A 26,855-nucleotide genomic window follows, 5' to 3' on the forward strand; every position below is an offset into this window, starting at 1 on the left:
TGAGTATATCGCAAAGTAAACCTTTCGACTGAGAGTGAAATTCACCTCACTTTTACAATATTATCAACGCACAACAATACCAACATAACTACTACAACTAGACTTTCTATTAGTTATCACTGCGGTGAATAGTACTTATTTAATCAAATGATTCGTAGTAGCTCGAAAATCAGGTAAACTATAAGCAAAATTTTTCCTTGCTAATGATGATAATGTTATTAGCCCATTAGAACTAGAGAGAGTTTTAAATGAGTCTATATTTAGAGTACATTAAAGAAATTGAAAATCGTAAGAATGAGCTAGGATTAGCTCCTCTACCCATTGATTCCGCTGATCTATTATCAGAAATCATTGCTCAAATTAAAGATTCTGCAAATGAGCATCGCGAAGATTCACTTAACTTTTTCATTTATAACACTTTACCAGGCACAACCAGTGCTGCAGGTGTAAAAGCTGAATTTTTAAAAGAAATTATTCTAGCTCAGTCAGTTGTCGCAGAAATTACCCCAACGTTCGCTTTTGAATTGTTATCTCATATGAAAGGCGGCCCTTCAATTGAAGTACTTCTTGATTTAGCATTATCTGATGACGCAGCAGTAGCAAAACCAGCAGCAGAAGTTTTAAAAACTCAAGTATTTTTATATGACGCTGATACAGCACGTCTTGAAGCTGCATTTAAAGCAGGCAACGCACTGGCGAAAGATATTTTAGAAAGCTACGCTCAAGCTGAATTCTTCACTAAGTTACCTGAAGTTGAAGCAAAAGTTGAAATAGTCACTTATATTGCCGGTGAAGGTGATATCTCAACTGATTTATTATCTCCAGGTCATCAAGCACATTCACGTGCTGACCGTGAATTACATGGCCAATGCATGAGCACTCCAGAAGCTCAAGCAGAAATTAAAGCATTACAAGTTAAGTACCCTAAAGCGAAAGTCATGCTTATCGCTGAAAAAGGCACTATGGGTGTTGGTTCATCTCGTATGTCGGGTGTTAACAACGTTGCACTATTGGCAGGTAAACAAGCAAGTCCATACGTACCGTTTATTAACATTGCGCCTATAGTTGCGGGTACTAATGGTATTTCTCCAATCTTCTTAACAACCGTTGATGTAACTGGCGGTATTGGTCTTGACCTTAAAAACTGGGTTAAGAAAGTCGATGCAAGTGGCAACGCCGTTGTTGATGCAAATGGTGATGCAGTTTTAGAGGAAGCTTATTCTGTAGCGACTGGTACCGTATTAACTATCGATACCAAAGCGAAAAAATTATACAACGGTGACAAAGAGCTTGCGGATATATCTTCAGCCTTTACACCACAGAAAGTAGAATTCATGAAAGCTGGCGGTTCTTACGCGGTAACATTTGGTAAGAAATTACAAACGTTCGCAGCTGAAACACTTGGCGTAGCAACACCACCTGTATATGCCACTTCAAAAGAAATTTCTCATGAAGGTCAAGGTTTAACCGCCGTTGAAAAAATATTTAATAACAATGCTGTTGGTGTAACATCGAACACACCATTACATGCAGGCTCAGATGTTCGCGTTAAAGTTAACATTGTTGGTTCTCAAGACACAACAGGTCCTATGACATGTCAAGAGCTTGAAGCGATGGCAGCATCTACTATTTCTCCACTAGTAGACGGTGCATACCAATCAGGTTGTCATACAGCGTCAGTTTGGGATAGCAAAGCTAAAGCTAACATTCCTAAATTAATGGCATTCATGAACAAGTTCGGTCTTATTACTGCACGTGACCCGAAAGGCGTTTACCATGCAATGACTGATGTTATTCATAAAGTATTAAATGATATTACCGTAGACGATCGCGCAATCATCATTGGTGGTGACTCGCATACTCGTATGTCTAAAGGTGTAGCCTTTGGTGCTGACTCGGGTACAGTAGCAATCGCACTTGCCACAGGTGAATCGGCTATGCCAATCCCTGAGTCTGTAAAAGTTACTTTTAAAGGCAAGATGCAAGGCCACATGGATTTCCGTGATGTAGTTCATTCTACTCAAGCGCAAATGCTTAAGCAATTTGATGGCGAAAATGTCTTCCAAGGTCGTATCATTGAAGTGCATATCGGTACATTATTAGCTGACCAAGCATTTACCTTTACTGATTGGTCTGCAGAAATGAAGGCAAAAGCCTCAATCTGTATTTCTGAAGATGAAACATTAATTCAATCACTTGAGCTTGCTAAGAGCCGTATCCAGATAATGATCAACAAGGGTATGGAAAACGAAGCGAAAACACTTAACGGTTTAATCGCCTTAGCTGATCAACGTATCGAAGGAATAAAATCAGGCACTACGCCAGCATTAGCACCAGATGAAAATGCTAAATACTACGCAGAAGTAGTAATTGATTTAGATATTATCGACCAGCCAATGATTGCTGATCCAGATGTAAACAACGACGATGCTTCTAAACGTTACACTCATGATGTTATTCGCCCTGTTTCATACTACGCTGATAAATCAGTTGACCTAGGTTTTGTTGGTTCTTGTATGGTTCACAAAGGTGATATGCAAATTATCGCTCAAATGTTCCGTAATATGGAAGCACAAGGTAACAAGATAGAATTTAAAGCTCCATTAGTTGTTGCACCACCAACTTACAATATTGTTGATGAGCTTAAAGCTGAAGGCGATTGGGAAATTTTACAAAAATATTCAGGCTTCGAATTTGACGATGCTGTACCTAAAAATGCTGCACGTACTAAGTACGAAAACATCATGTACCTTGAACGCCCAGGCTGTAACTTATGTATGGGTAACCAAGAGAAAGCTGAACCTGGTGACACGGTTATTGCAACATCAACACGTTTATTCCAAGGTCGTGTTGTAGCAGATACTGCTGAGAAAAAAGGCGAATCGTTACTTGGCTCTACACCGTTAGTTGTACTTTCAACGATGCTTGGTCGTTTCCCAACAATCGAAGAGTACAAGTCAGCAGTAGAGGGTATCGACTTAACTCGATTTGCTCCTCCTACGCATGAGATGACGACTAAGTATACTGCTCAAGCAGTACCTATTACAGTAATGTAATCACCGATATAGAGTCCTTAATAAGGGACTCTATTTTAAGCGATACATTAAAATAGACTTAGAAATATAAGGGTTATTTATTTTGGTTTAGTGAGGTAAAACTTACTATCAACTAAAATAAGTAATCCTTTTTTATTTTAATCTTCTAGTTATTAAAAATGGCACAGCCATGCAAGGACTATCCTCACTTAACTGGGTCTGTAATTAAGTGAGCACGTGAGAGAAGTTTACATTGAACAGAAATGCTTCTACTGACTAGCGCATTCAATATTAGCAGATAACGAAGGCATAATTAAATTTGGAAACGATTTTCTGTCATCAAACTTTTCAATACCTTTTAACACTTCAATGGTAAAACCATAAGTGCCACAAATCTCGTAAGACTGTCTCATCATAAAAGTAGCCAGCTTATCAAAATGAGTATCAGACTTAGGGTTAACCACTAAGTGATATTTATTGTCAGAGAGTTTTGTTTGTTCAAACTGAATATTGTGATCAAAATCCCATTGTGAAGCTCCGTTTTCAGAAACAATGTTGGTACAAGCAGATAGAGCAAAACAAGTAATAGCTAAAGTAAATAAACGCATCATAAGTCCTTTTCAAATAATAATTTATAGTATAAAGCAGCTGTACTCTACCATCGACAACCAAAAATGTACTAATGCTGAGACAACATAGCTGCCAAGGTATGGCGATGGCGCTGAGACAGTTCACGGTTCCTAAACATAAAAACCAGCAAAAATGCTGGCTTTTATATGAAGTTAGTCAAGCATTTACAAGTGCTTTTCTAAGAATTCACCCACCACCTTAAATGCTTCTATGCGATTTTCATTTTCATCGAGATAATGTGTACCATTAGCAAACTCAACAAAATCGATATCTAAATCAGCGTCTTTAGCCGCATCATAAAAATCGTCAGATTGGCTAAACCTTACCTGAGTATCATGTTTACCATGAATCAATAATATCGGTGCTTTGATCTGTTTAAGATAGTTAATTGCAGAAGTCGCTTTAAGACTGGCAATAATTTTATCGTCCGTTGGGTTACCAATGGTTTTATCAATAAAAGGTCGTTTAGATTCGTATCTGTATTCATCTTTTGCTAACTCAAGTAAGTCACCAATCCCAGCGATACTGGCAATACATTTAAATTGCTTGGGCCTTTGAAATGCAGCCGTTAATGCCACATAACCGCCGTAGCTAGCGCCAACAATACAGCTATTATTAGTATCAACCAGTTCGGTCTCAGCTAACCAGTCTATCGCCTCATAAATATCATCTTGCATACGTTTTCCCCACTGTTGGTAACCAGCGGTTTGATAAGCGTTACTAAAGCCAGTGGAACCACGAAAGTTAACTTGCAGTACGGCATAACCTTTACTGGCAAAGTATTGCACAAACGGACTAAAGTATTGGTAATCTCTTGATTGTGGACCGCCATGAGGGTGAATAATCAAGGGTGGTTTTTTATTATTACTCATTGGCGTTGTTGGCAACGTTAAATACCCGTGCAATGACATGCCATCAGATGCTTCAAATTGAAACGGTTGAACACTAGCCAGCGACTTGCCTTCTAAATAGGGGTATTGACTGATCCAAAAACCACCTGATTTTTTAGCTAAATCTAACCAAAAAAACTTAGGGGGTGAATTATCTCGCTGAGCAGCTACTAAAATTTTCTTTTTATCTTTGCTCATACTATAAATACTGGCTTGGTATTGCTTGAAACTATTTTTTACAATGTTATAGATTTCAGTGTCAGCATCAGTAAAAAAATGATTCTTACGGTAGTGCTCGAAATAAATAGCACCAATAACTTCATTTCTATCCGCATTAAAAATAGCACCTTCTACATCATAGTTATCATTAGCATATAATAGCTTATCGTAGGCTCCCGACTTAATATCATATTGCCAAAGTGCGTCTCTGTGTAACTTGTGATCAGAGATAACAATCGCCTTATCATCACTAACTAAAATAGGAGAAAAAGTTTCACCTTCGAACGCCTTTTTAGAGTGTAATAACTTCCACTCATCATTATTGTCTTTTCTGTACCATATATTCGTAATAGTACTGTCATAATCGTCAGACCCTACACCCAATACGACATCACCCGCTTTATTGGCAACCCAACTATAAACGTCATATTTATTAACGAATAACTTTTCAAATTTATTTTCATAAATATTAACTTTATAGACAGATTGTCCTTTATCTTTAGGAGAGTACATCTGCAATAATACAAATTCTTTTTCTGCTTTTAATAACGAAACAACTTGTTGAGAGCTGTTTAAATCATACATAGCGATTTCTGCACCCGTTAAACTGCGAAGGTTTGCTGCACGATTTAATTCAACCAACTTACTGCCGTCAATGTTAACCGAAAATAATCGATTAACTCGAAATCTATCACCCCATTGCTTTTTAGAGTAACTCGACGATACCAACAAACGTTCATTATTTGCCCACATAACCGAGTCTATTCTGTCTTTAGACTTTTTAAGGCTAACAAGTTTTATAATGCTATTTGAGCCAAAGTCACTCATCACAACCGACGGACCATCTTCACTGTTAAATATTCCAGCAATATGTTTACCATCTGGTGATACGGTAGGTTCTTGAATTATAGGTAAGTGACCAAACTCCTTGTAGGTTAACGTTTGTTTTTCTGCATGACTTAAGAAGGTCACGCTGAGCAATAGAATAGTGATTATTATTTTTTTCATTACTGCATCCTAGCGACTTGTTGATTAGCGGTAGTTGTCATTATCGATGATACGATAAAAATCATTTACCTATATCTTTACAAATTATTTACAAAATTGCCAGTAAACTTGCCATATTTATAATTCAGGTCGCTCCAAACTAATAACGTCGTGGGTCATTGAAAAAAAGATGACTGATAATAATGATCAAAAAACGAAGGTAATAAGGTATATCGCTGACTCTCACTAAATAGCGTTGGTGAGTTGTGGCTTAGGTACTTAGTTCAGTAAAGATTAAGCGCTAACTAAAACAATAGCCCATAAAAAATGCCATTCACTATCAATAGTGAATGGCATTTCAGCATAAATGCAAGTTTATCGTTTATTTAAAAACAATGATTATTTCTTTTTCTTTACCGCTTTTGCATTAGGTAAATCAGTAATTGAACCTTCAAAAATTTCAGCCGCTAAGCCAATAGATTCATTTAATGTTGGATGAGCATGAATGGTTAAGCCTATGTCTTCTGCATCAGCACCCATTTCAACAGCTAAACAAATTTCGCCCAACATTTCGCCTGCGTTGATACCAACAATGGCACCACCAAGAATACGGCCCGTTTCTTTTTCAAAGATTAACTTAGTTTTACCTTCAGTACGGCCAGAAGCGATAGCACGACCAGAAGCCGCCCAAGGGAAGTTAGCGACTTCAATGTTTAAACCTTGCTCTTTAGCTTCAGTCTCTGTTACGCCAGTCCAAGCCATTTCAGGATCAGTGTAAGCAACAGAAGGGATACAACGTGGTTCAAAGGTATGTTTCTTACCTGAGATAACTTCTGCTGCACAATGCGCTTCATGAACCGCTTTATGTGCAAGCATAGGTTGACCAACAACATCACCAATAGCAAAAATATGTGGAACGTTAGTACGTAGTTCATTCGTTACATTGATAAAACCACGTTCATCAACGTTAACACCTGCTTTGTCAGCAGCAACTAAATGACCATTTGGCTTACGGCCAACAGCCACTAAAATTTTGTCGTAACGTACCGGTTCTGCTGGTGCTTTTTTACCTTCAAAAGTCACATACAAACCGTCAACTTTAGCTTCAACTGCAACCACTTTAGTAGATAACATAATGTTGAAGTTTTTCTTGTTGAAATTAGTATAAATTTTAACAATGTCTTTATCTGCAGCTGGTACTAATTGATCAGCAAATTCAACCACTGAAACATTAGCGCCTAAAGCTCTGTATACCGTCCCCATTTCTAGACCGATAATACCACCACCCAATACTAACATTTCATCAGGAATGTCATGAAGTTCTAAAGCGCCTGTTGAATCAATAACGCGTGGGTCATCATTTGGAATAAAAGGTAAATCGATAACAGAAGAACCAGCGGCGATAATAGCATTATCAAAAGTAACCGTCGTTTTCTCGCCGTCATTGCCTTCAACTTCAATCGTTTTATCTGAAGTGAACTTGCCGTAACCATAAACTGTAGTCACTTTACGCGCTTTAGACATTCCACCTAAGCCGCCAGTAAGTTGAGAGACTACGCTATCTTTCCAGTCACGAATTTTATCTAAATTAATTTCAGGCTTACCAAAAGTAACCCCGTGTGAAGCCATTGCAGCTGCATCATCAATAACTTTAGCAACATGAAGTAATGCTTTTGATGGGATACAACCCACATTCAAACAAACACCACCTAATGTTTTTCGGCTTTCAATTAAGACTACATCTAAACCTAAATCTGCAGCACGGAATGCCGCTGAATAACCACCAGGGCCTGAACCTAATACTACTACTTGAGTTTTAATTTCGTTACTCATGTTTACCTCAATTAACTTGTTGTTTTGTCATTTATCGCTTTGCCAATATGGAAAGCCACAAATATAATATTATTTATACTTTACTGGGCGGAATTTTACTTAAACTCCTACCAAAGTACCATCTTTAATCGCACCTTCTTTGACCAAAGTAGTAAAAAGTGAGAGGCACTTCTGCCTGCTCACTTTTATCTTAGCGTCAAAGACTCTATCAATTATAAGATCAATTGACGAATATCAGACATTACACTGGCTAAGTGTACCGTAAAGCGCGCGGCTAATGCACCGTCAATAACACGATGGTCGTACGACATTGATAATGGCAACATAAGTTTAGGCTCAAAATCCTTACCATTCCACTTAGGTTTTATTTCTGATTTTGAAACACCTAAAATTGCCACTTCTGGAGCATTAACAATCGGCGTGAATGCTGTACCACCAATACCACCAAGACTAGAAATAGTAAAACATCCACCTTGCATATCGGTCGCTTTCAATTTGCCATCTCGTGCTTTCATGCTAATTTCTAGAAGTTCGCGAGAGAGTTGATGAATACCTTTTTGGTCGACATCACGTACTACCGGGACAACTAAACCATTAGGCGTATCAACAGCAACACCGATGTGAATGTATTTCTTGAGAATTAAGCTTTCTCCGTCTTCACTCAAACTTGAGTTAAACGCAGGGAATTCACGTAAAGCATCAGCAACCGCTTTTAAAATAAAGACTAATGGCGTGATCTTAAAGCCTAGCTTTTTCTTTTCACAAATAACATTTTGTTCTTTACGAAACGCTTCAACATTAGTGATATCAGCTTCATCAAATTGAGTAACATGTGGAATAGTTACCCAATTACGATGAAGAAATGGACCTGATATTTTTTGAATACGCGTAAGTGCTTTCGTTTCAATTTCGCCAAATTTCGAGAAATCGATAGCCTTAGCACTGACGACCTGTAATCCACCCTCACCCGCAGCAACAGAGCTACCCGCGTTAGCTTTAGGTCGAGACAGTTCGTATTTCACGTAAGACTGTACGTCTTCTTTTAAAATACGACTTTTTCTGCCCGTTCCTTTAACTAAGGTTAAATCAACACCATATTCACGTGCAATACGGCGAATCGATGGCGAAGTATAGATACTGCCCGATGAAGCCACTTTACCCGCTTGTGGGTGATGCGGAACAGGAGCAGCCTTTTGTGGTGCGGGTTTAGCTTTCGGTGCTTCAGCAACTTCTTCAGCAACAGGAGCAGGAGCAGGAGCAGCGACTTCAACTGGTGAGCCACTTGATGTTTCAAGCTTAATAACAATAGCGCCCTGCTTTACTTTGCCACCAACGCTAACCAATACTTCTTTAACGGTACCCGCATGTGACGAAGGCACGTCCATTGTCGCTTTATCTGTTTCTAAGGTGATTAAACCATCTTCAACTTCAATAACATCACCAACACTCACTAAAACGTCGATAATTTCAACTTCACCGTCTTCACCAATATCAGGAACTGCAATATCAATAATTTCACTTTGTGCTGATACCGCCGCTTTAGCAGGAGCCTCAGCAGGTGCAGGAGTTGACTCAACTTCTGCAACCGTTTCTTCTACAGCTTCTGCTGGCGCTTCGTCTGTAGTTTCAGCCGTTTCAGGTGCTGCTTGCGATGATGTCATTTCAGCAATCACATCACCTTCTTTAATTTTATCGCCAACACTGACCAATAATGCTGATAACTTTCCAGCAAATGGTGCCGGGATATCCATTGATGCTTTATCAGTTTCAACGGTAACAATTCCTTCGTCTGCTTCGATTGAATCGCCAACAGCAAAACAAATTTCAATAATTTCTACTTCGTCGCCACCAACATCAGGGACTAGAATTTTTTGACTATCTGACATATTAAATCTCCTAGTCTGCTTATGCGTAAAGTGGGTTAAGTTTTTCAGTGTCGATATCAAAGCGTTTAATCGCTTCAGTAACTACTGAACGCTCAACATCACCACGGTTAGCTAACTCAAATAACGCCGCAACAACAATATAAGCAGCATTCACTTCAAAGTGAGTACGTAAATTAGCGCGACTGTCACTGCGACCAAAACCATCGGTACCTAAACAGCGGTATTCGGTGTCTATGTAGGCACGCACTTGCTCTGAATAGTTTTTAATATAATCAGTTGCTGCAATTGCAGGACCATTTTCTTTGGTAATAACGTTAGAAATGTACGCTTGTTTTTGCTTACTTTCTGGGTGAAGCATATTCCAGCGTGCAACATCTTGACCGTCACGGGCTAATTCATTGAATGAAGTTACTGAGTAAACATCACTTGAAATACCGTAATCAGCACTTAAAATTTGTGCCGCTTCACGTACCTTTTCCAAGATAGTGCCTGAGCCCATCAACTGCACGTTAACTTTTGGTTTTTTCGAAGCTTTCTTCGCTGCTACCGTTTCAAGCTTGTAAATACCTTTAATTATTTGCTCTTCAACATTTTTATTTTCAGGCATCGCCGGATGTTTATAGTTTTCGTTCATCAAGGTTAAGTAAAAGAAAATATTTTCATTTTCTTCATACATGCGACGTAAACCTTCACGCACAATAACCGATATTTCATAACCATAAGTAGGATCGTACGTCACACAATTAGGGATCAAACCTGCTTGCACATGTGAGTGACCATCTTGATGTTGTAAACCTTCACCATTCAAGGTTGTTCGACCGGCAGTAGCGCCTAGTAAAAAGCCTTTTGCTTGGCTATCACCTGCTGCCCAAGCTAAGTCACCAACACGTTGGAAACCAAACATAGAGTAGTAGATGTAAAATGGGATTGTTGTCGCATTACAAGTAGAGTAAGACGTACCCGCTGCAACCCAAGACGCCATAGCACCTAATTCATTAATACCTTCTTGTAAAACCTGACCTTTTTTATCTTCACGATAATAAGCAACTTGATCAGCATCTTGAGGAATGTATTTTTGCCCTTCGTTTGCGTAAATACCCACTTGGCGGAATAAACCTTCCATACCAAAAGTACGCGCTTCATCAGGGATAATAGGCACGATACGCTTGCCTATTTTTTTATCTTTTAATAGTGCATTCAATACACGAACAAAGGTCATTGTTGAAGAAACTTCACGATCACCAGAGCCTTTCAATATTGCGTCAAAGACTTTAAGAGATGGGATTTCTAACGTTTCATCTGCTTGTACACGACGAGCAGGTAAAGAACCCCCTAACGCTTCACGACGCGCTTTCATGTACTTGAACTCTTCGCTGTCTTCAGGGAATCGATAGAAAGGCAAATCAGCAATTTCATCATCATTGATCGGCATATTGAAACGATCACGGTAAAGCTTAATAGACTCAACATCCATTTTCTTCACGTTATGAGCAACATTCAATGCTTCGCCTGAGGCACCTAAACCAAAACCTTTTACTGTTTTTGCTAGAATGACAGTTGGACGACCTTTAGTTTCTATCGCTTTTTTATAAGCGGCGTAAACTTTAACCGGATCATGGCCACCACGATTCAAACGATAAATATCTTCATCAGACATATTGGCAACCAATGCCGCTGTCTCAGGGTATTTATTGAAAAAGTTCTCACGGGTATATTTACCACCCTTGGCTTTACAGTTTTGGTATTCACCGTCAACCGTTTCTTCCATAAGTTGTAAAAGTTTACCTGAAGTGTCACGGGCAATAAGGGCATCCCAGTAAGAACCCCAAATAACTTTAACGACTTCCCAGCCAGCGCCACGGAAAGTACCTTCAAGCTCTTGAATAATTTTGCCATTACCACGAACAGGGCCATCTAAACGCTGTAGGTTACAGTTAATAACAAATGTTAAGTTATCTAAACCTTCACGCGAAGCTAAACCAATAGCACCTAATGATTCTGGCTCATCGGTCTCGCCATCACCTAAATAACAGTAAACGCGTTGTGCTGAACAATCTTTGATACCACGATCGGTTAAATATTTAAGGAAACGCGCAGTATAAATTGCTTGTAATGGACCTAGCCCCATAGAAACAGTTGGGAACTGCCAGAAATCTTTCATCAAATGAGGGTGAGGATAAGAAGATAACCCTTTACCATCACATTCTTGACGAAAGTTATCCATTTGAGATTCAGTTAAACGACCTTCCATAAAGGCACGCGCATAAATACCTGGAGAGATATGTCCTTGTGCGAAAATAAAGTCACCACCGTCTTTTTCAGAAGCCGCTCTGAAGAAGTGATTAAAACCGACATCGTATAACATCGCAGAAGAAGCAAAACTGCCTATATGTCCACCTAAGTCTAAATCTTTTTTCGACGCACGAAGTACCAGCACTAAAGCGTTCCAACGAATAGCTGCACGAATGCGTGCTTCAATCGTTTGATCACCTGGCATATTAGGCTCTTGCCCAGGAGGTATGGTATTTACATAAGCTGTTTTTGCTTCAAAAGGTAAATGTGTGCCACTGCGACGAGCGCGGTCAATAAGTTTTTCTAAAATGAAATGTGCACGATCTGGACCTTCATTTTCCAGAATAGAATCCATAGATTCCAACCACTCTTGGGTTTCCAATGAATCTAAATCAATTTTTGGGAGCTCAGACATAATTACTTAGTTTCCAATAGTTAGTAAGTATATATAGTCATCATTACTCTATATGCAGGTTTATTGCGTTTCAAAACTAGCACTACGGCGTTACTCATTGTTGCAATAGCGAACCATTGCTGCAAACGAATGCCTTGTATCTATAATTTTGCACTCACACTAAACTTCAACATCTTAAATTATGATAGCTATAAGTTAAATTTCTGTGTTTAAAGATAGTCAACTTTTGCATATTTACATGCTTTGATTAACGTTAAACAGTTATTTTCTAAATTTTATTTTGCAACGTAATAGCTATTAATATTCACTACGTTGCATTCTGCGCATTGATCTTTCCATGCGACTATCTTCTTGTGACATTTTTAGTAGCACTTCTTCTATAAAAGCGAGGTGACGGTGGCTTGCCCCCCAAGCTTTTTGTGGCTGACCACTAATAATTGCGTCTAACAAGCGTTTTCTAAATTCAGCCATTTGCGCAAATATATCTGGGCGCTTAGCTAAAACAGTAAGATTTTGCTCAATATTATCAATCAACAAACTCGACATACTTCGCGCTAAGTGCAGGGTGACCGCATTGTGTGACGCCGCACATATAGCAAGATAAAAGTCGAATATAGCTTCAGCCTCTAAACGTAAATCATTTTCTAACTGGGCATTGCCGATACCGTCATGCTTTTTCTGTATTTCAGCAAAATCATTTTCCGTGCCTCGCATCGCCGCATAATATGACGACATACCTTCAATACCATGACGAAACTCTAAGAGATCAAATTGCGACTCTTTACTTTTCGACATTAACTCAAATAACGGATCAGACAAGCCTGATAAAATTTGGTCACTAACAAATGTGCCACCACCTTGGCGACGATTTACTAAACCTTTAGCTTCTAACTTTTGAATAGCTTCGCGTAATGAGGGTCGAGAAACATCAAATTGTTTTGCTAACTCTCGTTCAGGTGGTAATTTTTCACCTGCTTGCAAGCTACCTTCAAGAATCAAGGCTTCTAATTGTCGTAAAATTACATCCGACAATTTTGCTTGCTTAACTGGCTTTTGGATACCTGACAATGTCATAACTAACAGCTTAACCTATAGTTTTATTGGCCTAGAGTTAGATAAAACTAAAAAGTGATTAAACTTTCTTTGTAAATCTTCTAAAAAACCAAGAGGTAAATTGGTCTTACCAATCAAAAAAGTGGTGTAAAAATACCAAAAAAAACACATTTTGTAAAGAGAAGATAGATCAGCTTGGCTGATTTTCCAAGTACTATTTTAGAGCTCAAACTCCAAACAACTGTTTGAATAGCTAACACAACAACTCAAATAAAAGCCTTGTATCGAACACTATTTAACCAACAAAGTAGTCATTAAGCTAAATTATTTTATCTGGTTATTTTTAGTTTTATACGCATTGAGATTCGATAACAGATCAAAAAAAACATTATAAAAATTATTGAAAAGCCCGCTATAAATTACGCTTAACTCTTATAAAAGGGCTAGATGTTAAATAAAATAGCCCTTTACAAAGCTGAGTTTCCATTAATTAAAAGTCAATTTAAGCGACACAAAACAATAATGAATTATAGGACTATTTTTTAATTTATAACTTTATCTGACCAATCTAAACGAATATCCCACCCTTCTACTCGATGCTCTGGCTCTAATGGTGCAACTGATTCATCGATCGTCTTATGAACGTTAATTGCAGGCGTAATATTGACATCGCGGCCATGAATAAAACTCTGCGTTCTGACAATTTGGGTATAGGCTTTATTCATCGCATAAGCACGTTGCTTGGACGGGGTAATTAACGCATAAACATCCGCTTGCTTTACTTTCTCCTTATCAACAGAGCCATCTTTTTTATACCACTTGCTGTGCATTTCCATGTTTTCTCGAAACTCATTACCGCCACCATTAATTTGCAGATATTGTAAAATTTCTCCCTCTTGCTGTCCTTTCGATGGTGCATCTTTCATACCTTTTAAATTGATATAGCCCCAACCTGCTCGTCCAGTTACTTTTCTTGGAAAAGCAAACGTTTGATCAATCGTGGTACCTATAGCGGAGTGACAGCCCATGCAATAAAAAGTTTCTTCATAAGACTGAGGTCGTAACTCACCATTATAATCTTCTATGTAGCCTTGAATAAGCCAGCCAAATTTATTATTAAAACCACGGTCTTTAACACGGATATAACTGGGTAATTGTTCATCAAGTTTCTCTTTTCGCTCTCGCCGATAAGCGCTGTCTATTGCCGAGTCATTTAATAATTGCGTTTTAGTCATATAGCGCAACTCTTTCATCCGTTGCGGAATAGTGGTTTCACCCTTTGTATCAATCCCAACATAACGAACTGAATGCATAATTTCGGTGTTAACCGGGTATTGTTGACGAGGCACTTTAATCTGCTTGGCATCGCCAACAAAGTATTCTTGAGCTAACAATAATTCAACTTGTCTGGTTAATTGACCATCTATATTTAAGTCGCTATTAAGCTTTACTTCATCGGCTGGGAAAATATCTATTTGTGGTAAAGCCTTAATACTCATTTCAACTAACGAAAGATTAATTAAATAGACATCTTCATTATATTCGCCATTAAGTTGCCTAAACTCTGCTGATAAGCGAATTAATACATCATCTGTGGCGCCATTCGTTGGCCAAAAGGTTCCCGGAAAGGGTTTGTAATTAAACGCCACCCAACCTGTGCCATCTTTAGCAATACCTTTATCATTAAAGGCTTCACCGGCTAAATTATAGTTTTCCAAGTCGGGAATAAAACCTTGCCAGTTATTATCTTTTAATGTCGTCGACAATTGACTGTAGTTATCTTGATCTATGTATTGTGCTATTTGTTCATCAGATATTTTTGCTATCCAGGATTCGCGGTTAACAAATAAGTTTTTCCAGCTATTACCTTCACCTTCATCCGAAAAATTGTAAAGACCCTGATTAACCCCGTCATTACGTAAATTATTGCGGTAACTATCAGTTTCAGTATGGCTATAGGTTTGATGGCAGGTGTAACAGGGATTGTTACTCCCTGCAGTTTTGGTGTAACACTGCGATGGAATAGGTGCTTCTTCATTAATGCTGCCATTAGCTGTTGGCGTGATTATTTCACTCATGTCTACTTCGGGTAATAAGCCCTGAGTCATTTTTTCACTTTTTGATAAACTCGAAAAACCAATAAAGGAAATCGTCACTAGTAAACTAAATATTAATACGTAATTTTTCATAAGCTTTAATAGCCCCTCATTTATATATTCAGTAAATTATACAAGGCTTTTATTACAGTTATTTGAAGCGCACTTTCATATTTTCTTAACAATAAAGTCAAAAAGACGTCACCTAAATGTCACACCCCGATATTACTTTAATAGCGTTTTTACACATAACTCTAGGAAGATAAAATGCTGAATCTAAAAAAAAGAAAAATAGCGACACTCATAGCAGTGATTCTCGGTTCGTCAATGTTAACAGCGTGTGGTGGTGATGACGGTAAAAATGGTACAAACGGTTCTAATGGGGTCATTGGATTAGATGGTAGCAATGGCAATGATGGTGTCAACGGTGCTGATGGTACTGATGGCGCTAACGGGAGTGATGGGGCTAATGGGCAAAACCTGACAGCTGCAGCAAAACTAACCCGCTTAGCAACCGTGCCAGTAGGTGCAGAAATTACGGGTATGTTTTTAACGGATAACGATGAACTTTTCTTTAATGTACAACACCCTTCAGATCTGTCAGGTAACGAAACACCAGCAAAAGTTGGCGTAGTAACGGGATTTGACTGGGGTACGCTTGACCCTATGACTGAGAGTTTATCGGTTCCAACAACCGATACAGAAAAAATGGCAGTACGGGTCGTTGCCGGAACCTACCAAGTTTTGGGGCAAGCGGGTGATACCTTGAATAACCAATTGCCTCATGGTTTAGGCGCGATTGCTAGTGCTGATCAAGCCACTAAGATTAAGCAATCTCAAGATCCTGATTTTAATGCCTTCGTTCCAACTTCTGCCAGTGGTGACACAGGTTTTTTATTCACCGCATGGGAAGATCGCCCAGGTGCAATGAGCCGTATAGAACTATCTAAAGAAGACAGTGGAACTTGGACAATAGGTGATGCGATTAACGTTGATTTTTCAGCGGTATTAGGCACAATCATTAATTGTTTTGGTACGCTTTCACCATGGAATACCCCTTTAACGTCAGAAGAAAACTACGAAGCTGAAAATACCGAGCAATGGAATAACACCGCTTACTTAGATGGCTATCCTAGCTACCCAGATGTTAAAAACTTACAAACCTATTTAGCAAGTTCAACATTACCCAACCCCTATGATTACGGCTATATAGTTGAAATTACAGACCCAACTTCAACGAGCCCAACGCCAGTAAAGCATTTTACCTTAGGTCGTGTTGCCCATGAAAATTCGGTGGTAATGCCTGATTGGAAAACAGTTTACACCACTGATGATGGTTCAAATAAAGCCTTTTATAAATTTGTTGCCACTAACGCAGGCGATTTAAGCGCCGGCACTTTATATGCCGCTAAATTAACGCAAGACGCAACAAGTGCGCCAGCAAAAGCCGGCTTTGATATTCAGTGGATTGAGTTAGGTAGCAGTAATAATACCGAAATAAAAACCTGGATAAATTCATATAACGGTATTACTGAAGCTGATTATATTGAAGGTGAAACCAGCTATATCACTCAAACAGAAATAGATGATTGGGCAATAAATGGAGCTGGCGACGACCGTTACGCATTTTTAGAAACGTTACGAGCAGCTAAAGCCAAAGGCGCGACCACTGAATTTCGTAAAATGGAAGGTGTAGTGATTAATTATGATGGTGTTGCCAGTGGTGCCGTACCTTACATGTATGTTGCTATGTCTTCAGTTGGAAAAGGTATGGTTGATAATGAAGGTGATATTCAGCTTGATTCATCAGCTTACTGTGGCGCGGTATATCGCTTTGGTGTCCAAACAGACTTTAACGTTAACCGCATGGAACCAGTCGTTGTCGGTGGCGCTTATAATTCAGACGGCGATGCCAATGGCAACAAATGCGATGTTAATGGTATATCCAACCCTGATAATTTAGCGGTGATGGATGATGGTCGTGTTTTAATTGGTGAAGACACCAGTAAACATGTTAACAACGCCCTGTGGATTTATAACCCAAAAGGTGAATAACCTTTAAAAATTCAGCGTTAATATTGATAAAGCCCAGCATGTCTGGGCTTTTTTTTTACATAAAAGTGATACAAATATAAGGCTGTTTGCCGCTCGGTAGTAAGCGCTAGGGGTTGGTTTAATTTCAGCATTAAGAAATGACTTAGCAATACAAAACACTCACTAAATATTGACTAAACCATAGCAAGTAAATGCTAAGTAAATGCCATGGCAACTTAGCGTAAACAGCAGTATTTTTAGGCAACTATATATATTATACCGTATATTTTATATCTTATTTGACCAGGAAATACATTCTATGGTGGTATTGTACTATAGCGACATTTATAATTAGGCAAATCAGAATTAAACAAACAAATTCTATTGTAACTATCGCTATATAGCACCAAGCTGTTATGTAGTCATTTTGAGGAAGAGTATATGCTTTTTAATGGTTCGTTTAGCACAGACTGCCCAATTCGTCAGAAAATCCGTGAATTTTATCGTATTGATGAAAATATAGCAGTAGATCATATTCTACCTGTGGCAGAAGTTAATGTTAGTGCTAGAAGTAGAGCTTGGGAAAGAGCTCGCAAAATGGTTTTACAAATTCGTGAAGACCAATCTGGGAATGGCGCAATTGATTCCCTATTAAAAGAGTACTCACTCTCCAGTGAAGAAGGTGTGGTATTGATGTGTTTGGCAGAAGCCTTATTACGTGTGCCAGACAAACATACTCAAGATGCCTTAATTCGTGACAAAATTTCTCAAGGCCAGTGGAGCAGTCATTTAGGCAGCAGTGATTCACTGTTTGTTAATGCTTCATCATGGGGCTTATTAATTACCGGCACTATGGTTAATTATGCCGATAAACGTAAAAAAGACAGCTTTGGTTTATTGAAAAAAGTCATTGGTCGCTTAGGCGAGCCAGTTATTCGTAAATCAATGAACTACGCCATGAAAATCATGGGTAAGCAGTTTGTAATGGGCGAAACTATTCAAGCGGCAACAGCGCGTGCTGCCACTAAAGAACAGCAAGGTTATGTCTATTCCTACGATATGCTCGGTGAAGGTGCCCGCACCATGGCGGATGCTGATCGTTACTTTAAATCTTATCAAGTTGCAATCGATGCCATCGGCGCTGTTGCTCGCGCCTCAGGTAAAAATGATCCTCGCCGAGTGCCCGGTATATCGGTTAAGCTTTCAGCCATTCATCCTCGCTACGAGTTTACCCACAAAGCCCGCGTTATGGCCGAAATTGTGCCAAAACTTAAAGCACTTTGCTTACAAGCAAAAAGTTATAACATTGGCTTAACCGTTGATGCCGAAGAGTCTGAACGCTTAGATATATCACTTGATATTATTGAAGCGGTTTTTAGCGATAGCGAGTTAGGCGATTGGACAGGTTTTGGCATGGCTTTACAAGCTTACCAAAAACGTGCGCTTTTTGTCGTCGATTGGTTACGTGATTTAACCCTACGTGCTAACCGAAAAATGATGATCCGTTTGGTTAAAGGCGCTTATTGGGATACTGAAATTAAGAATGCTCAAAAAGATGGTCTTCAGCATTTCCCTGTTTTCACGCGTAAGTCTTCTACCGATGTTTCTTACCACGCCTGTGCTAATAAATTACTGGAATATAGAGATAGTATCTATCCACAGTTTGCTACGCATAATGCTTACACAGCGGCAACCATTGTTGAGCTAGCTGGCGATGATAAAGAAGGTTTTGAGTTTCAATGTTTACATGGCATGGGCGATTCTTTATATGACCAAATTGTCTCAAGTGAAAATATTCAATGTCGAATTTACGCTCCTGTTGGTCATCATGAAGAGTTATTAGCTTACTTAGTGCGTCGTTTATTAGAAAACGGCGCTAACTCTTCTTTTGTTAATGCTATCGTTGATGAGTCTCAGCCAGTCGAGTCTTTATTGGGCGATCCCGTTGAAAAAACCCAGCGTTTAAAAGATAAATATAACCACCAAATAGTTAAACCTATCGCCTTGTATCATGATGCGAAAGGTCTGGGCCGTGATAATTCTAAAGGGCTAGACTTAACCGATATTAATGCTATAGCGCCGTTAAAATTATCATTAGATAACTGGTTTACCGATCATCACATCAATGAAAATGATGTGCCTTCAGGCTCGGTAGCGGTTAAAAACCCCGCCAACCATAGTGAAGTCATAGGTTTCCATCAACACCACACTAAAGATGACATGCTGGCAATGATCGACACCGCACAAGCAACATTTGCTTCGTGGTCGAAAACACCGGTATCTGAACGTGCCGATTTGTTATGTCGCGTTGCCGATATTCTTGAACGCCATATGGACGAACTTATCGCCTTATGTATTAAAGAAGCGGGTAAAATTGCGCAAGATGGTATTGATGAAGTCAGAGAAGCCGTCGATTTTTGTCGTTATTATGCTAACCAAGCGATTGAACTCGAAGAAGATGAACGCTTAGAAGCTCGTGGTGTTGTACTGTGTATCAGCCCATGGAATTTTCCATTAGCGATATTTTTAGGGCAAGTTGCTGCGGCAATCGCTACCGGTAATACCGTATTAGCAAAACCTGCTGAACAAACAAGTTTAATTGCCTTGCGCACCATTGAACTAATGGAGTCGGTTGGACTACCTGAAGGTGTTGTTCAAGCGGTTATTGCTCGCGGAAGCGAAGTGGGCAGTGTTATTGTGCCTGACGCTCGTATTCAAACCGTTATGTTTACAGGTTCCACTGAAACCGGCACAATAATTTCACAAACGTTGGCTGATAGAGGTGGCGATCAGGTGCCTTTCATCGCTGAAACCGGTGGACAAAATTGTATGATAGTTGACTCAACAGCCTTGCCTGAGCAAGTTGTTGACGATGTTATTTCTTCAGGATTTCAATCGGCAGGTCAGCGCTGTTCTGCGCTTCGCGTATTATTTTTACAAGAAGACATCGCTGATAATGTCATTACTATGCTTAAGGGTGCCTTAGCAGAATTGCATGTCGGTAACCCAGAATATTTAAGCACAGATATCGGCCCAGTAATTGATGACAAAGCCCTCAGCGCGCTCAATGCACACAGTGACTATATGCAAACCCATGGTCAATTGTTATATCAGTGTGAGATATCAGCTGAAGTGGCAGGTAACGAGCATTTCTTTTTTGCGCCTCGTCTTTATGAAATTAAAGATATTAGCGTCCTTAAAAAAGAAGTCTTTGGCCCTTGTGTGCACATTGTACGTTTTAAAGGCAATGAAATAGAAGCGGTTATCGATAAAATTAATGGTACAGGTTTTGGTTTAACTATGGGTATTCATACGCGTATTGAACACCGTGCCTTAGATTTAGCTAAGCTGTCACGCGCAGGTAATGTTTATATTAACCGTAATATGATTGGCGCCATTGTTGGCGTACAACCTTTTGGTGGTCGTGGTCTTTCAGGTACGGGACCAAAAGCAGGTGGACCCAATTACTTAACACGTTTAGTTATTGAAAAAGCTACGCCAGATGCCGAACAATTTAACTTGCTACCTTCGCAGGTAGAAGCCTTAGACGGTGATGCAGAATCAGATAAAGCCTCAACTTTGTTTATGGACAAAGCAAATGCAGCAGAAAAAGGCTGGCGCTTAACTGAGTTAAATACCCGTCTTTCTTGTGTTCGTCAGCTGTTAGCCAAAATTGCGCATATTGATATTGTTGATGATTTAGCCGACGATTTAAATCTGACCTTAAAAGGCGCTCGTTCGCAGTTGATTGATATTGAAAAGCGTTTGAAAAAGCCAACATTCTTACCAGGACCAACGGGTGAGTCTAATGTGTTGTATTTGGAAAACCGCGGTAATATTATTTGTTTTGCCGATGCGACAGTGAGCTTTCACTTCTGGGTACTATCTATTGTAACGGCGTTGGCTACGGGTAATACCGTTGTTAGTGTTGTTTCTGATTTGTATTATGATGAAGCCATCGCCTTTAGAGACAAGTTCCTCTCAACGGGTGCTGATGAAGGTGTTTTTCAGGTTGCACGTTTACGCCACTTATCAACGATGTTAGCGCACCCTGCCTTGTCAGGTGTTGTGGTCGACAGTCATTGTGATCGTAAGCACTTTATCAGTGAAAAATTAGCTGAACGTCAAGGGGCGATATTGCCAGTGATCAGTTCAGAATATTTCGATAATTTGATCCAGCGTCTATTAACCGAGAAAACGATTAGTATTGATACGACGGCATCAGGTGGTAATACATCGCTGATGACCTTAGTTGAAGAAGATTAACAACTAATTGTCTAAAAAGTATGACCCGTTATGGGTCATTACTTACAAATCAAACGAAAAAGGGCATCATAAGATGCCCTTTTTATTGATATTTTTTTATATAGCTGTGATCAACGTTGTTTATATTGCGTTGGGCAGTATCCTCTCGATACGTCAGGACTTCTTAATTTTACATGCTTGGTTGAGCGTCCACTTACTCTTTCCCGCCATAATCTAAAACTTCTAGGTTTTAAGTGACTACGCATAAACTTAATAACATCAGGCTCTTGCAAACTAAACTGATGTTCTATTGCTTCAAATGGTGTTCTATCTTCCCAAGCCATTTCTATAATTCTTGACTCTTCATCCATAGAAAATTGCATAAAAGGATCCTAAAGGTAGTAAATAAACATAATCGTTATACGCGCCACTGATAAATAAAGACCATTAGCGCCTAACTTTTATCCATTAACTGAAGGTCTGCCTATCTAGCCAGCGCTAACTCATGAGCCTATAAATCATCTAGATTATTCAATAACTGTGTTGCGTGCTCTCTAATTTCAATTTTTTTCGCAGGCTCCATTTTATCCCAGTTACGAATAGGGAAACTCATTCTATGATTGCCAGCAAACTTATCATAATTTTGATCAATAAAATTCCAATACAAACTGTTTAATGGGCAGGCATTAGCGCCCACTTTTTCTTTAACGTTGTAATGGCAACCTTTGCAATAATCACTCATTTTATTGACATAATTACCACTAGCCGCATAAGGTTTTGTAGCTATCCAACCACCGTCAGCAAAAAGTGCCATGCTGCGGGTATTCGGTAATTCTACCCATTCAATCGCGTCAATGTAGATACCTAAATACCAATCATCGACTTGGCTAGGCGTTATGCCAGCCAGTAAAGCAAAGTTTCCGGTGATCATCAATCGTTGAATATGATGAGCATAGGCATGTTTGAGTGATTGCGAGATAGCACTTCTTAAGCACTGCATTTTAGTATTAGCATTCCAGAAGAAAGCGGGTAAATCACGCTTTGCCTCTAAAAAATTCTGCTCGGCATAATTAGGCATATTAGCCCAATACATACCTCTAACATATTCTCGCCAGCCTAATATTTGCCTAACAAAACCTTCGATTTGCGCTAAGGTTATCTTACCTGCTGATGCTTGATAGGCAGCCAGAGCGGTTTCAATGACCTCAAGCGGATTAAGCATTTTACAGTTCAATGAAAAACTCAGCCGCGAGTGGTACAAACTCCAAGCATAAGGTGAGGCTACAGTCATCGCATCTTGAAAATTACCAAAGTTTTCTAACTGATGTTCGCAAAAGAACGTTAATAATTCTAGCGATTGTTGGCGATTAATAGGATAAGCAACATGCTCAGATTCACGCCCTATCGTGTCAATCTTATGATGTTTTATCCGTTGTAAATAATCACTTGCTGGGTTGTCAAAGACCAGTGGTTTAGGAATAAATTTAAGATCGGTTTTTTTAAAGGATTGACGATTATTCGCATCAAAATTCCAAGCATCACCTTCAGGCTTGGCGCCATTCATTAAAATAGCAAAGCGCTTGCGCATAAAACGATAAAAATTTTCCATTCTTACGTGGGTAGCGGCTTTAAAATGATCAGCGAGTTCATCAAAGGGTAATAAAAAGTGTTCACTGTCAACTTCATAGACAGGTACCGATAATTGAGCTGACATCTCGCTTAATTGCGCGCGCAATCGATATTCATCAGGACGCATAAAACTAAAATCTTCACTGGCATAAGTGGTCACTAATGTGGCGATCAAAGCAGGTAAATCTTGATATTTTGCTGTTTCATCTAAGGTTAAATAGCAAACCTGATGCCCTTTACTCTCCAGAGTTTGAGCAAAATTATCCATAGCAGCAAAAAACGCTGTTATCTTCTGACTGTGGTGCTTAGTATAATTAGCTTCTTGATAAAGCTCTGCGATGACATATACCACATCGCTATCGACCCGTTCAAACCAGCTGTGCATAACATTAAGTTGATCGCCTAATATTAGCCTAAGATGTTTCGCCTTCATTAATTTACCTTACTTTACATTTAACTTTGAATTGATCTATACATAATTATTTTAGCTGATGCTGGCATTTTTACTACGTCGGCAACGCTCAGAGCAATAGCGGACATCTTCCCAACACGCTTGCCATTTTTTACGCCAAAAGAAATTCTTTTTACAAGTCTGGCAATTTTTCTCGGGTAACGTTAATTTTTTATGCATGATAACTTAATCACTTTCTGCAATTTTTAACTGTTGAGGTTTTTTAGCTTTGGATATTTTTTTATTACCTCTAACATGTTTAGCTACAATACGTTGCCCTTCTTTTTTAGTGGTAAATCGTTGACGAAAGCCCCACAGTAAATCGCGAGCAATCTTGCCTGTTTCGTTAATATCAACCATAGGAGATGGATAATCATCACCTAATTGGCATTGATAAAGCTGTTGTTCCATGGGTGACAATAACCAGGGTGTATGAATAACTTCATTGGGTAACTCAACTAATTCAGGTAACCATTTTCTCAGGAATTCACCATGACTATCTTTCTCTAATGATTGCTTAACCGGGTTATAAACCCTTATGATATTAGTACCAGTAACACCAGACTGCATTTGAAATTGTGGGTAATGAATGCCAGGTTCAAAATCAAGAAATAATTGTGCTAAATGGGTAACGCCTAATCGCCAATCCACCAGTAAATGATGGCATAAAAAACTCACTAGCATCGCCCGCATACGAAAATTTATATAGCCAGTTTGCTCTAAACAACGCATACAAGCGTCAATTAATGGATAACCTGTTTGCGCAGTTTTCCATTTATCTAGTCGTTCTTCAACACTCAGTCCACAATGAATATCTGGATACATTAAGTCATTATAGGCTTTATTCACGGGTCGCCATTGCATTTGATGTTCACTTTCAAATTTTTGAATAAAGTGACAATGCCAATGTAGCCGAGAAGCCAGCGCGTCTATTGGTCGTTTCCAACCCCGCTCTGATCTTGTTATCAAAATAGTTTGATAGAACTCTCTTAAACTTATATTGCCCCAGGCTAGATAAGGTGACAACCGAGAGCAACTTTTACGACTTGCTTGCGGTTTAGATATATCAAAATGATACCCCTTACCACGACCCTTTAAGAAGGATTGCAGGGTTCTTTGCGCCCAAAGCTCACCACCTTTAAGCATAAAGTCATCCGTTATTGACCATGATATTGGAAAACTGCAGACAAATAGCTTATCTATTAATGTGCAACTCGCTAGAACATCATCCGATAATTTGGCTTGTTCCAGCGGGGCTTTCATCACTTGGCGCCAGTGTTTGTCCCAATCAATTCTATTTTTTTTGCCACGACTTACTGCACCAAATTGACTCTCACTCCAAACTATATCTTGTGCTTGGCACCACTGTTGTACCGATTTATCTCTCTCAAAGGTCGATAATAAACCCACTTCTTCGTGGCTAAACAACCCGCTTATTTTAAAGACGTTATTGATTTCAATTAAGCCCGCTATTGCATCACCAAAATACAAATATACACGTGAATTAAAAGCGGCTAGCTGACTATTCATATCAGCAATAGATTGCCAAACAAAACGCCAATGCCGCTCATCATAATGAGGATCATTTATAAGTAGCGGTTCAAAGACGTAGTAAAGCAAGGTTTGACCCGATTTAATCGCTTGCACTAAAGGTTGATGATCACTGAGGCGTAAATCACGTTTCAGCCAAACAACATTTACCGCTGTATTCATCGGTTTTTCTTCAATAAGTGTCTTAGTCATTTAGCGGTTGCACCGGCCAATCAGAAGCGTCGACAGAATCCAGTGGCTTACTCGAATAATCATCTCGGGTAAGCCACTTAGCCTGATAAACCCCATCAGGGTCATAAAGTGCTGTTTGCTTTTCAATATTGAAATGTCTGCCACCTCTAGGGTCAACGCCGACACCCGCAATATACTGCCAATTACCCCAATTAACTCCAGCATCATAATCTATTAGCTGCTCTTCAAACCAAGCCGCGCCAAATCGCCAATCAACACTGAGTTCGTTAACCAAACAACTGGCTACAATTTGACGGGCTCGATTACTTATATAACCTGTGGTCATTAATTCATTCATACAGGCATTAACAAGCGGATAAGGAGTTTGACCTAAGCACCATTTATTAAAACGCTCAGGATAAAATGAAGTTAAGGGTGGATGTTCAGCCAAACCTTTAAATTGGTAGGTTTTTGCACCTACTTTAAAATGTAACCACTGGAAGTATTCTCGCCATAATAATTCTAAATATAGACATTGTGTTGAACTATTTTCCCCTTGCTGCTCTTCAAAATCAGTAATGGAGCGGTTTACTTGCCGCGCAGAGATACAACCATAATTTAACCAAGCCGATAACTTACTGCTATTATCCCAGCCGTCTAAATTATTTCTAACCTGTTTATAATCAGCCGGTAAAGCCGATGAAAAGTAACGACTAAGCTGCTTTAAACCGGCAGTTTCACCGCCCTCAAAATTATAACCACACTTTGCCCTTTGATAAGGTGTGTTAGGTAACCACGATGGCCTAAAAATTGTTGGTGAAGGCATATTAGCAAACATACTGGGCAAAGATTGAGTGCTGGGTGTAACATCAGCGATGCTAATATCAGCCATCACCTTTCTAAACTTAGAATAACTTATTGGGAGTTGCTCAAGTTCAAAGGGTAAAACGTGATGTGGGAATAACGTAAATTGATCGACCTGATGAATATCCGCTTCGGGCAAACGCCGACCGAGCTCATCGATCAAACTGTTTTCATATGTGCCAGGAAGACGTGTGGTAATAACATCGGTAATATCATATTTTTCACAGAGCGCGGTTAAACTCGATAATGTGTCCCCGTAAACAATGTAAAGTTGTTGATCTAATGCTAATAAACTTTGATTAAAATCACTCAAACACCCCTGTAAAAAGTGCCAGCGTTTATCACCCAAAGGTTTAGATTGATAGTTCTTTGGCTCGAACCACTTTTTATCAACGACATAAACACAAAGTAATTGTTCGCTTTGGCTGGCTAAGTTAAGTGCAATGTTGTCATTGAGACGAAGATCGTTAGTCACCCAGTATAAGGAACGTTTCATAGATATAATTCGAAGATTCAAAAAAATTATATACGAATTAACTTAGCGATTAGATCAACATCGTTAAGTTATTATATG

General features: G+C 39.2%; 15 protein-coding genes. 3 read left to right on the top strand and 12 right to left on the bottom strand.

Annotated elements, in window-relative coordinates:
- Positions 1–248: 248 nt before the first annotated feature.
- The gene (locus H4J70_RS08680) at positions 249–3,056 is read left to right on the top strand and encodes a bifunctional aconitate hydratase 2/2-methylisocitrate dehydratase (RefSeq protein ID WP_182221783.1); all 2,808 of its coding nucleotides are present in this window, start codon (positions 249–251) and stop codon (positions 3,054–3,056) included.
- A gap of 248 nt (positions 3,057–3,304) precedes the next feature.
- Here the strand turns inward: H4J70_RS08680 and H4J70_RS08685 are convergent, their stop codons facing one another.
- The 7 genes from H4J70_RS08685 to H4J70_RS08715 all read right to left on the bottom strand — a co-directional run bounded on the left by H4J70_RS08685 (position 3,305) and on the right by H4J70_RS08715 (position 15,429).
- Complete coding sequence (locus tag H4J70_RS08685; RefSeq protein ID WP_182213649.1) at positions 3,305–3,643, bottom strand: hypothetical protein; 339 nt, start codon at positions 3,641–3,643, stop codon at positions 3,305–3,307.
- Between the two features lie 186 nt (positions 3,644–3,829).
- A complete protein-coding gene (locus tag H4J70_RS08690) occupies positions 3,830–5,782 on the bottom strand; it encodes a S9 family peptidase (RefSeq protein ID WP_182213651.1) in 1,953 nt (650 codons plus the stop codon).
- A gap of 378 nt (positions 5,783–6,160) precedes the next feature.
- The gene (lpdA, locus tag H4J70_RS08695) at positions 6,161–7,594 is read right to left on the bottom strand and encodes a dihydrolipoyl dehydrogenase (RefSeq protein ID WP_070375807.1); all 1,434 of its coding nucleotides are present in this window, start codon (positions 7,592–7,594) and stop codon (positions 6,161–6,163) included.
- Positions 7,595–7,806: 212 nt separating this feature from the next.
- The gene (aceF, locus tag H4J70_RS08700; protein WP_182250951.1) at positions 7,807–9,480 is read right to left on the bottom strand and encodes a dihydrolipoyllysine-residue acetyltransferase; all 1,674 of its coding nucleotides are present in this window, start codon (positions 9,478–9,480) and stop codon (positions 7,807–7,809) included.
- A gap of 19 nt (positions 9,481–9,499) precedes the next feature.
- Entirely contained in the window at positions 9,500–12,187 is a 2,688-nt protein-coding gene (aceE, locus tag H4J70_RS08705; RefSeq protein ID WP_182213654.1) for a pyruvate dehydrogenase (acetyl-transferring), homodimeric type, read from the bottom strand.
- Positions 12,188–12,484: 297 nt separating this feature from the next.
- Positions 12,485–13,246, bottom strand: a complete 762-nt coding sequence (gene pdhR / locus H4J70_RS08710; protein ID WP_157471132.1) for a pyruvate dehydrogenase complex transcriptional repressor PdhR — start codon at positions 13,244–13,246, stop codon at positions 12,485–12,487.
- A 536-nt stretch (positions 13,247–13,782) separates the two neighbouring features.
- Positions 13,783–15,429 carry a hypothetical protein gene (locus tag H4J70_RS08715; RefSeq protein WP_182230191.1) on the bottom strand — a complete coding sequence of 549 codons (1,647 nt, stop codon included), beginning with the start codon at positions 15,427–15,429 and terminating at the stop codon, positions 13,783–13,785.
- A gap of 174 nt (positions 15,430–15,603) precedes the next feature.
- On the opposite strand from H4J70_RS08715, the gene H4J70_RS08720 reads away from it, so the two are divergent.
- Both H4J70_RS08720 and putA read left to right on the top strand, forming a co-directional pair.
- The gene (locus tag H4J70_RS08720; protein WP_182213658.1) at positions 15,604–17,391 is read left to right on the top strand and encodes a PhoX family phosphatase; all 1,788 of its coding nucleotides are present in this window, start codon (positions 15,604–15,606) and stop codon (positions 17,389–17,391) included.
- 420 nt (positions 17,392–17,811) lie between these two features.
- A complete protein-coding gene (gene putA / locus H4J70_RS08725; protein WP_182213660.1) occupies positions 17,812–21,636 on the top strand; it encodes a bifunctional proline dehydrogenase/L-glutamate gamma-semialdehyde dehydrogenase PutA in 3,825 nt (1,274 codons plus the stop codon).
- A gap of 110 nt (positions 21,637–21,746) precedes the next feature.
- Here putA and H4J70_RS08730 read toward each other — a convergent pair whose 3' ends face one another.
- The 5 genes from H4J70_RS08730 to H4J70_RS08750 form a co-directional block, all read right to left on the bottom strand.
- Positions 21,747–21,998, bottom strand: coding sequence for a TIGR03643 family protein (locus H4J70_RS08730; RefSeq protein ID WP_070375800.1), 252 nt, complete (start codon positions 21,996–21,998; stop codon positions 21,747–21,749).
- A gap of 128 nt (positions 21,999–22,126) precedes the next feature.
- A complete protein-coding gene (locus tag H4J70_RS08735; protein WP_182213662.1) occupies positions 22,127–23,677 on the bottom strand; it encodes a cryptochrome/photolyase family protein in 1,551 nt (516 codons plus the stop codon).
- A 51-nt stretch (positions 23,678–23,728) separates the two neighbouring features.
- The gene (locus H4J70_RS08740) at positions 23,729–23,875 is read right to left on the bottom strand and encodes a DUF2256 domain-containing protein (RefSeq protein WP_182230194.1); all 147 of its coding nucleotides are present in this window, start codon (positions 23,873–23,875) and stop codon (positions 23,729–23,731) included.
- A 6-nt stretch (positions 23,876–23,881) separates the two neighbouring features.
- Positions 23,882–25,438, bottom strand: coding sequence for a cryptochrome/deoxyribodipyrimidine photo-lyase family protein (locus H4J70_RS08745; protein ID WP_259364719.1), 1,557 nt, complete (start codon positions 25,436–25,438; stop codon positions 23,882–23,884).
- The gene (locus tag H4J70_RS08750) at positions 25,431–26,777 is read right to left on the bottom strand and encodes a DASH family cryptochrome (protein WP_182213665.1); all 1,347 of its coding nucleotides are present in this window, start codon (positions 26,775–26,777) and stop codon (positions 25,431–25,433) included. The genes H4J70_RS08745 and H4J70_RS08750 overlap by 8 nt, the downstream gene beginning before the upstream one ends.
- Between the last annotated feature and the right edge of the window lie 78 nt (positions 26,778–26,855).

The sequence above is a fragment of the Colwellia sp. BRX8-9 genome (genome assembly GCF_014077245.1).
Lineage (GTDB): Bacteria > Pseudomonadota > Gammaproteobacteria > Enterobacterales > Alteromonadaceae > Colwellia_A.

Excerpts from the sequence above, each read along its gene's own strand:
- H4J70_RS08680 (WP_182221783.1), top strand. The coding sequence starts at position 249 with ATGAGTCTATATTTAGAGTACATTAAAGAAATTGAAAATCGTAAGAAT.
- H4J70_RS08715 (WP_182230191.1), bottom strand. The coding sequence starts at position 15,429 with ATGAAAAATTACGTATTAATATTTAGTTTACTAGTGACGATTTCCTTT.
- lpdA (WP_070375807.1), bottom strand. The coding sequence starts at position 7,594 with ATGAGTAACGAAATTAAAACTCAAGTAGTAGTATTAGGTTCAGGCCCT.
- H4J70_RS08720 (WP_182213658.1), top strand. The coding sequence starts at position 15,604 with ATGCTGAATCTAAAAAAAAGAAAAATAGCGACACTCATAGCAGTGATT.
- aceF (WP_182250951.1), bottom strand. The coding sequence starts at position 9,480 with ATGTCAGATAGTCAAAAAATTCTAGTCCCTGATGTTGGTGGCGACGAA.
- H4J70_RS08730 (WP_070375800.1), bottom strand. The coding sequence starts at position 21,998 with ATGCAATTTTCTATGGATGAAGAGTCAAGAATTATAGAAATGGCTTGG.
- H4J70_RS08750 (WP_182213665.1), bottom strand. The coding sequence starts at position 26,777 with ATGAAACGTTCCTTATACTGGGTGACTAACGATCTTCGTCTCAATGAC.
- H4J70_RS08745 (WP_259364719.1), bottom strand. The coding sequence starts at position 25,438 with ATGACTAAGACACTTATTGAAGAAAAACCGATGAATACAGCGGTAAAT.
- H4J70_RS08690 (WP_182213651.1), bottom strand. The coding sequence starts at position 5,782 with ATGAAAAAAATAATAATCACTATTCTATTGCTCAGCGTGACCTTCTTA.
- H4J70_RS08735 (WP_182213662.1), bottom strand. The coding sequence starts at position 23,677 with ATGAAGGCGAAACATCTTAGGCTAATATTAGGCGATCAACTTAATGTT.
- H4J70_RS08740 (WP_182230194.1), bottom strand. The coding sequence starts at position 23,875 with ATGCATAAAAAATTAACGTTACCCGAGAAAAATTGCCAGACTTGTAAA.
- putA (WP_182213660.1), top strand. The coding sequence starts at position 17,812 with ATGCTTTTTAATGGTTCGTTTAGCACAGACTGCCCAATTCGTCAGAAA.
- H4J70_RS08685 (WP_182213649.1), bottom strand. The coding sequence starts at position 3,643 with ATGCGTTTATTTACTTTAGCTATTACTTGTTTTGCTCTATCTGCTTGT.
- aceE (WP_182213654.1), bottom strand. The coding sequence starts at position 12,187 with ATGTCTGAGCTCCCAAAAATTGATTTAGATTCATTGGAAACCCAAGAG.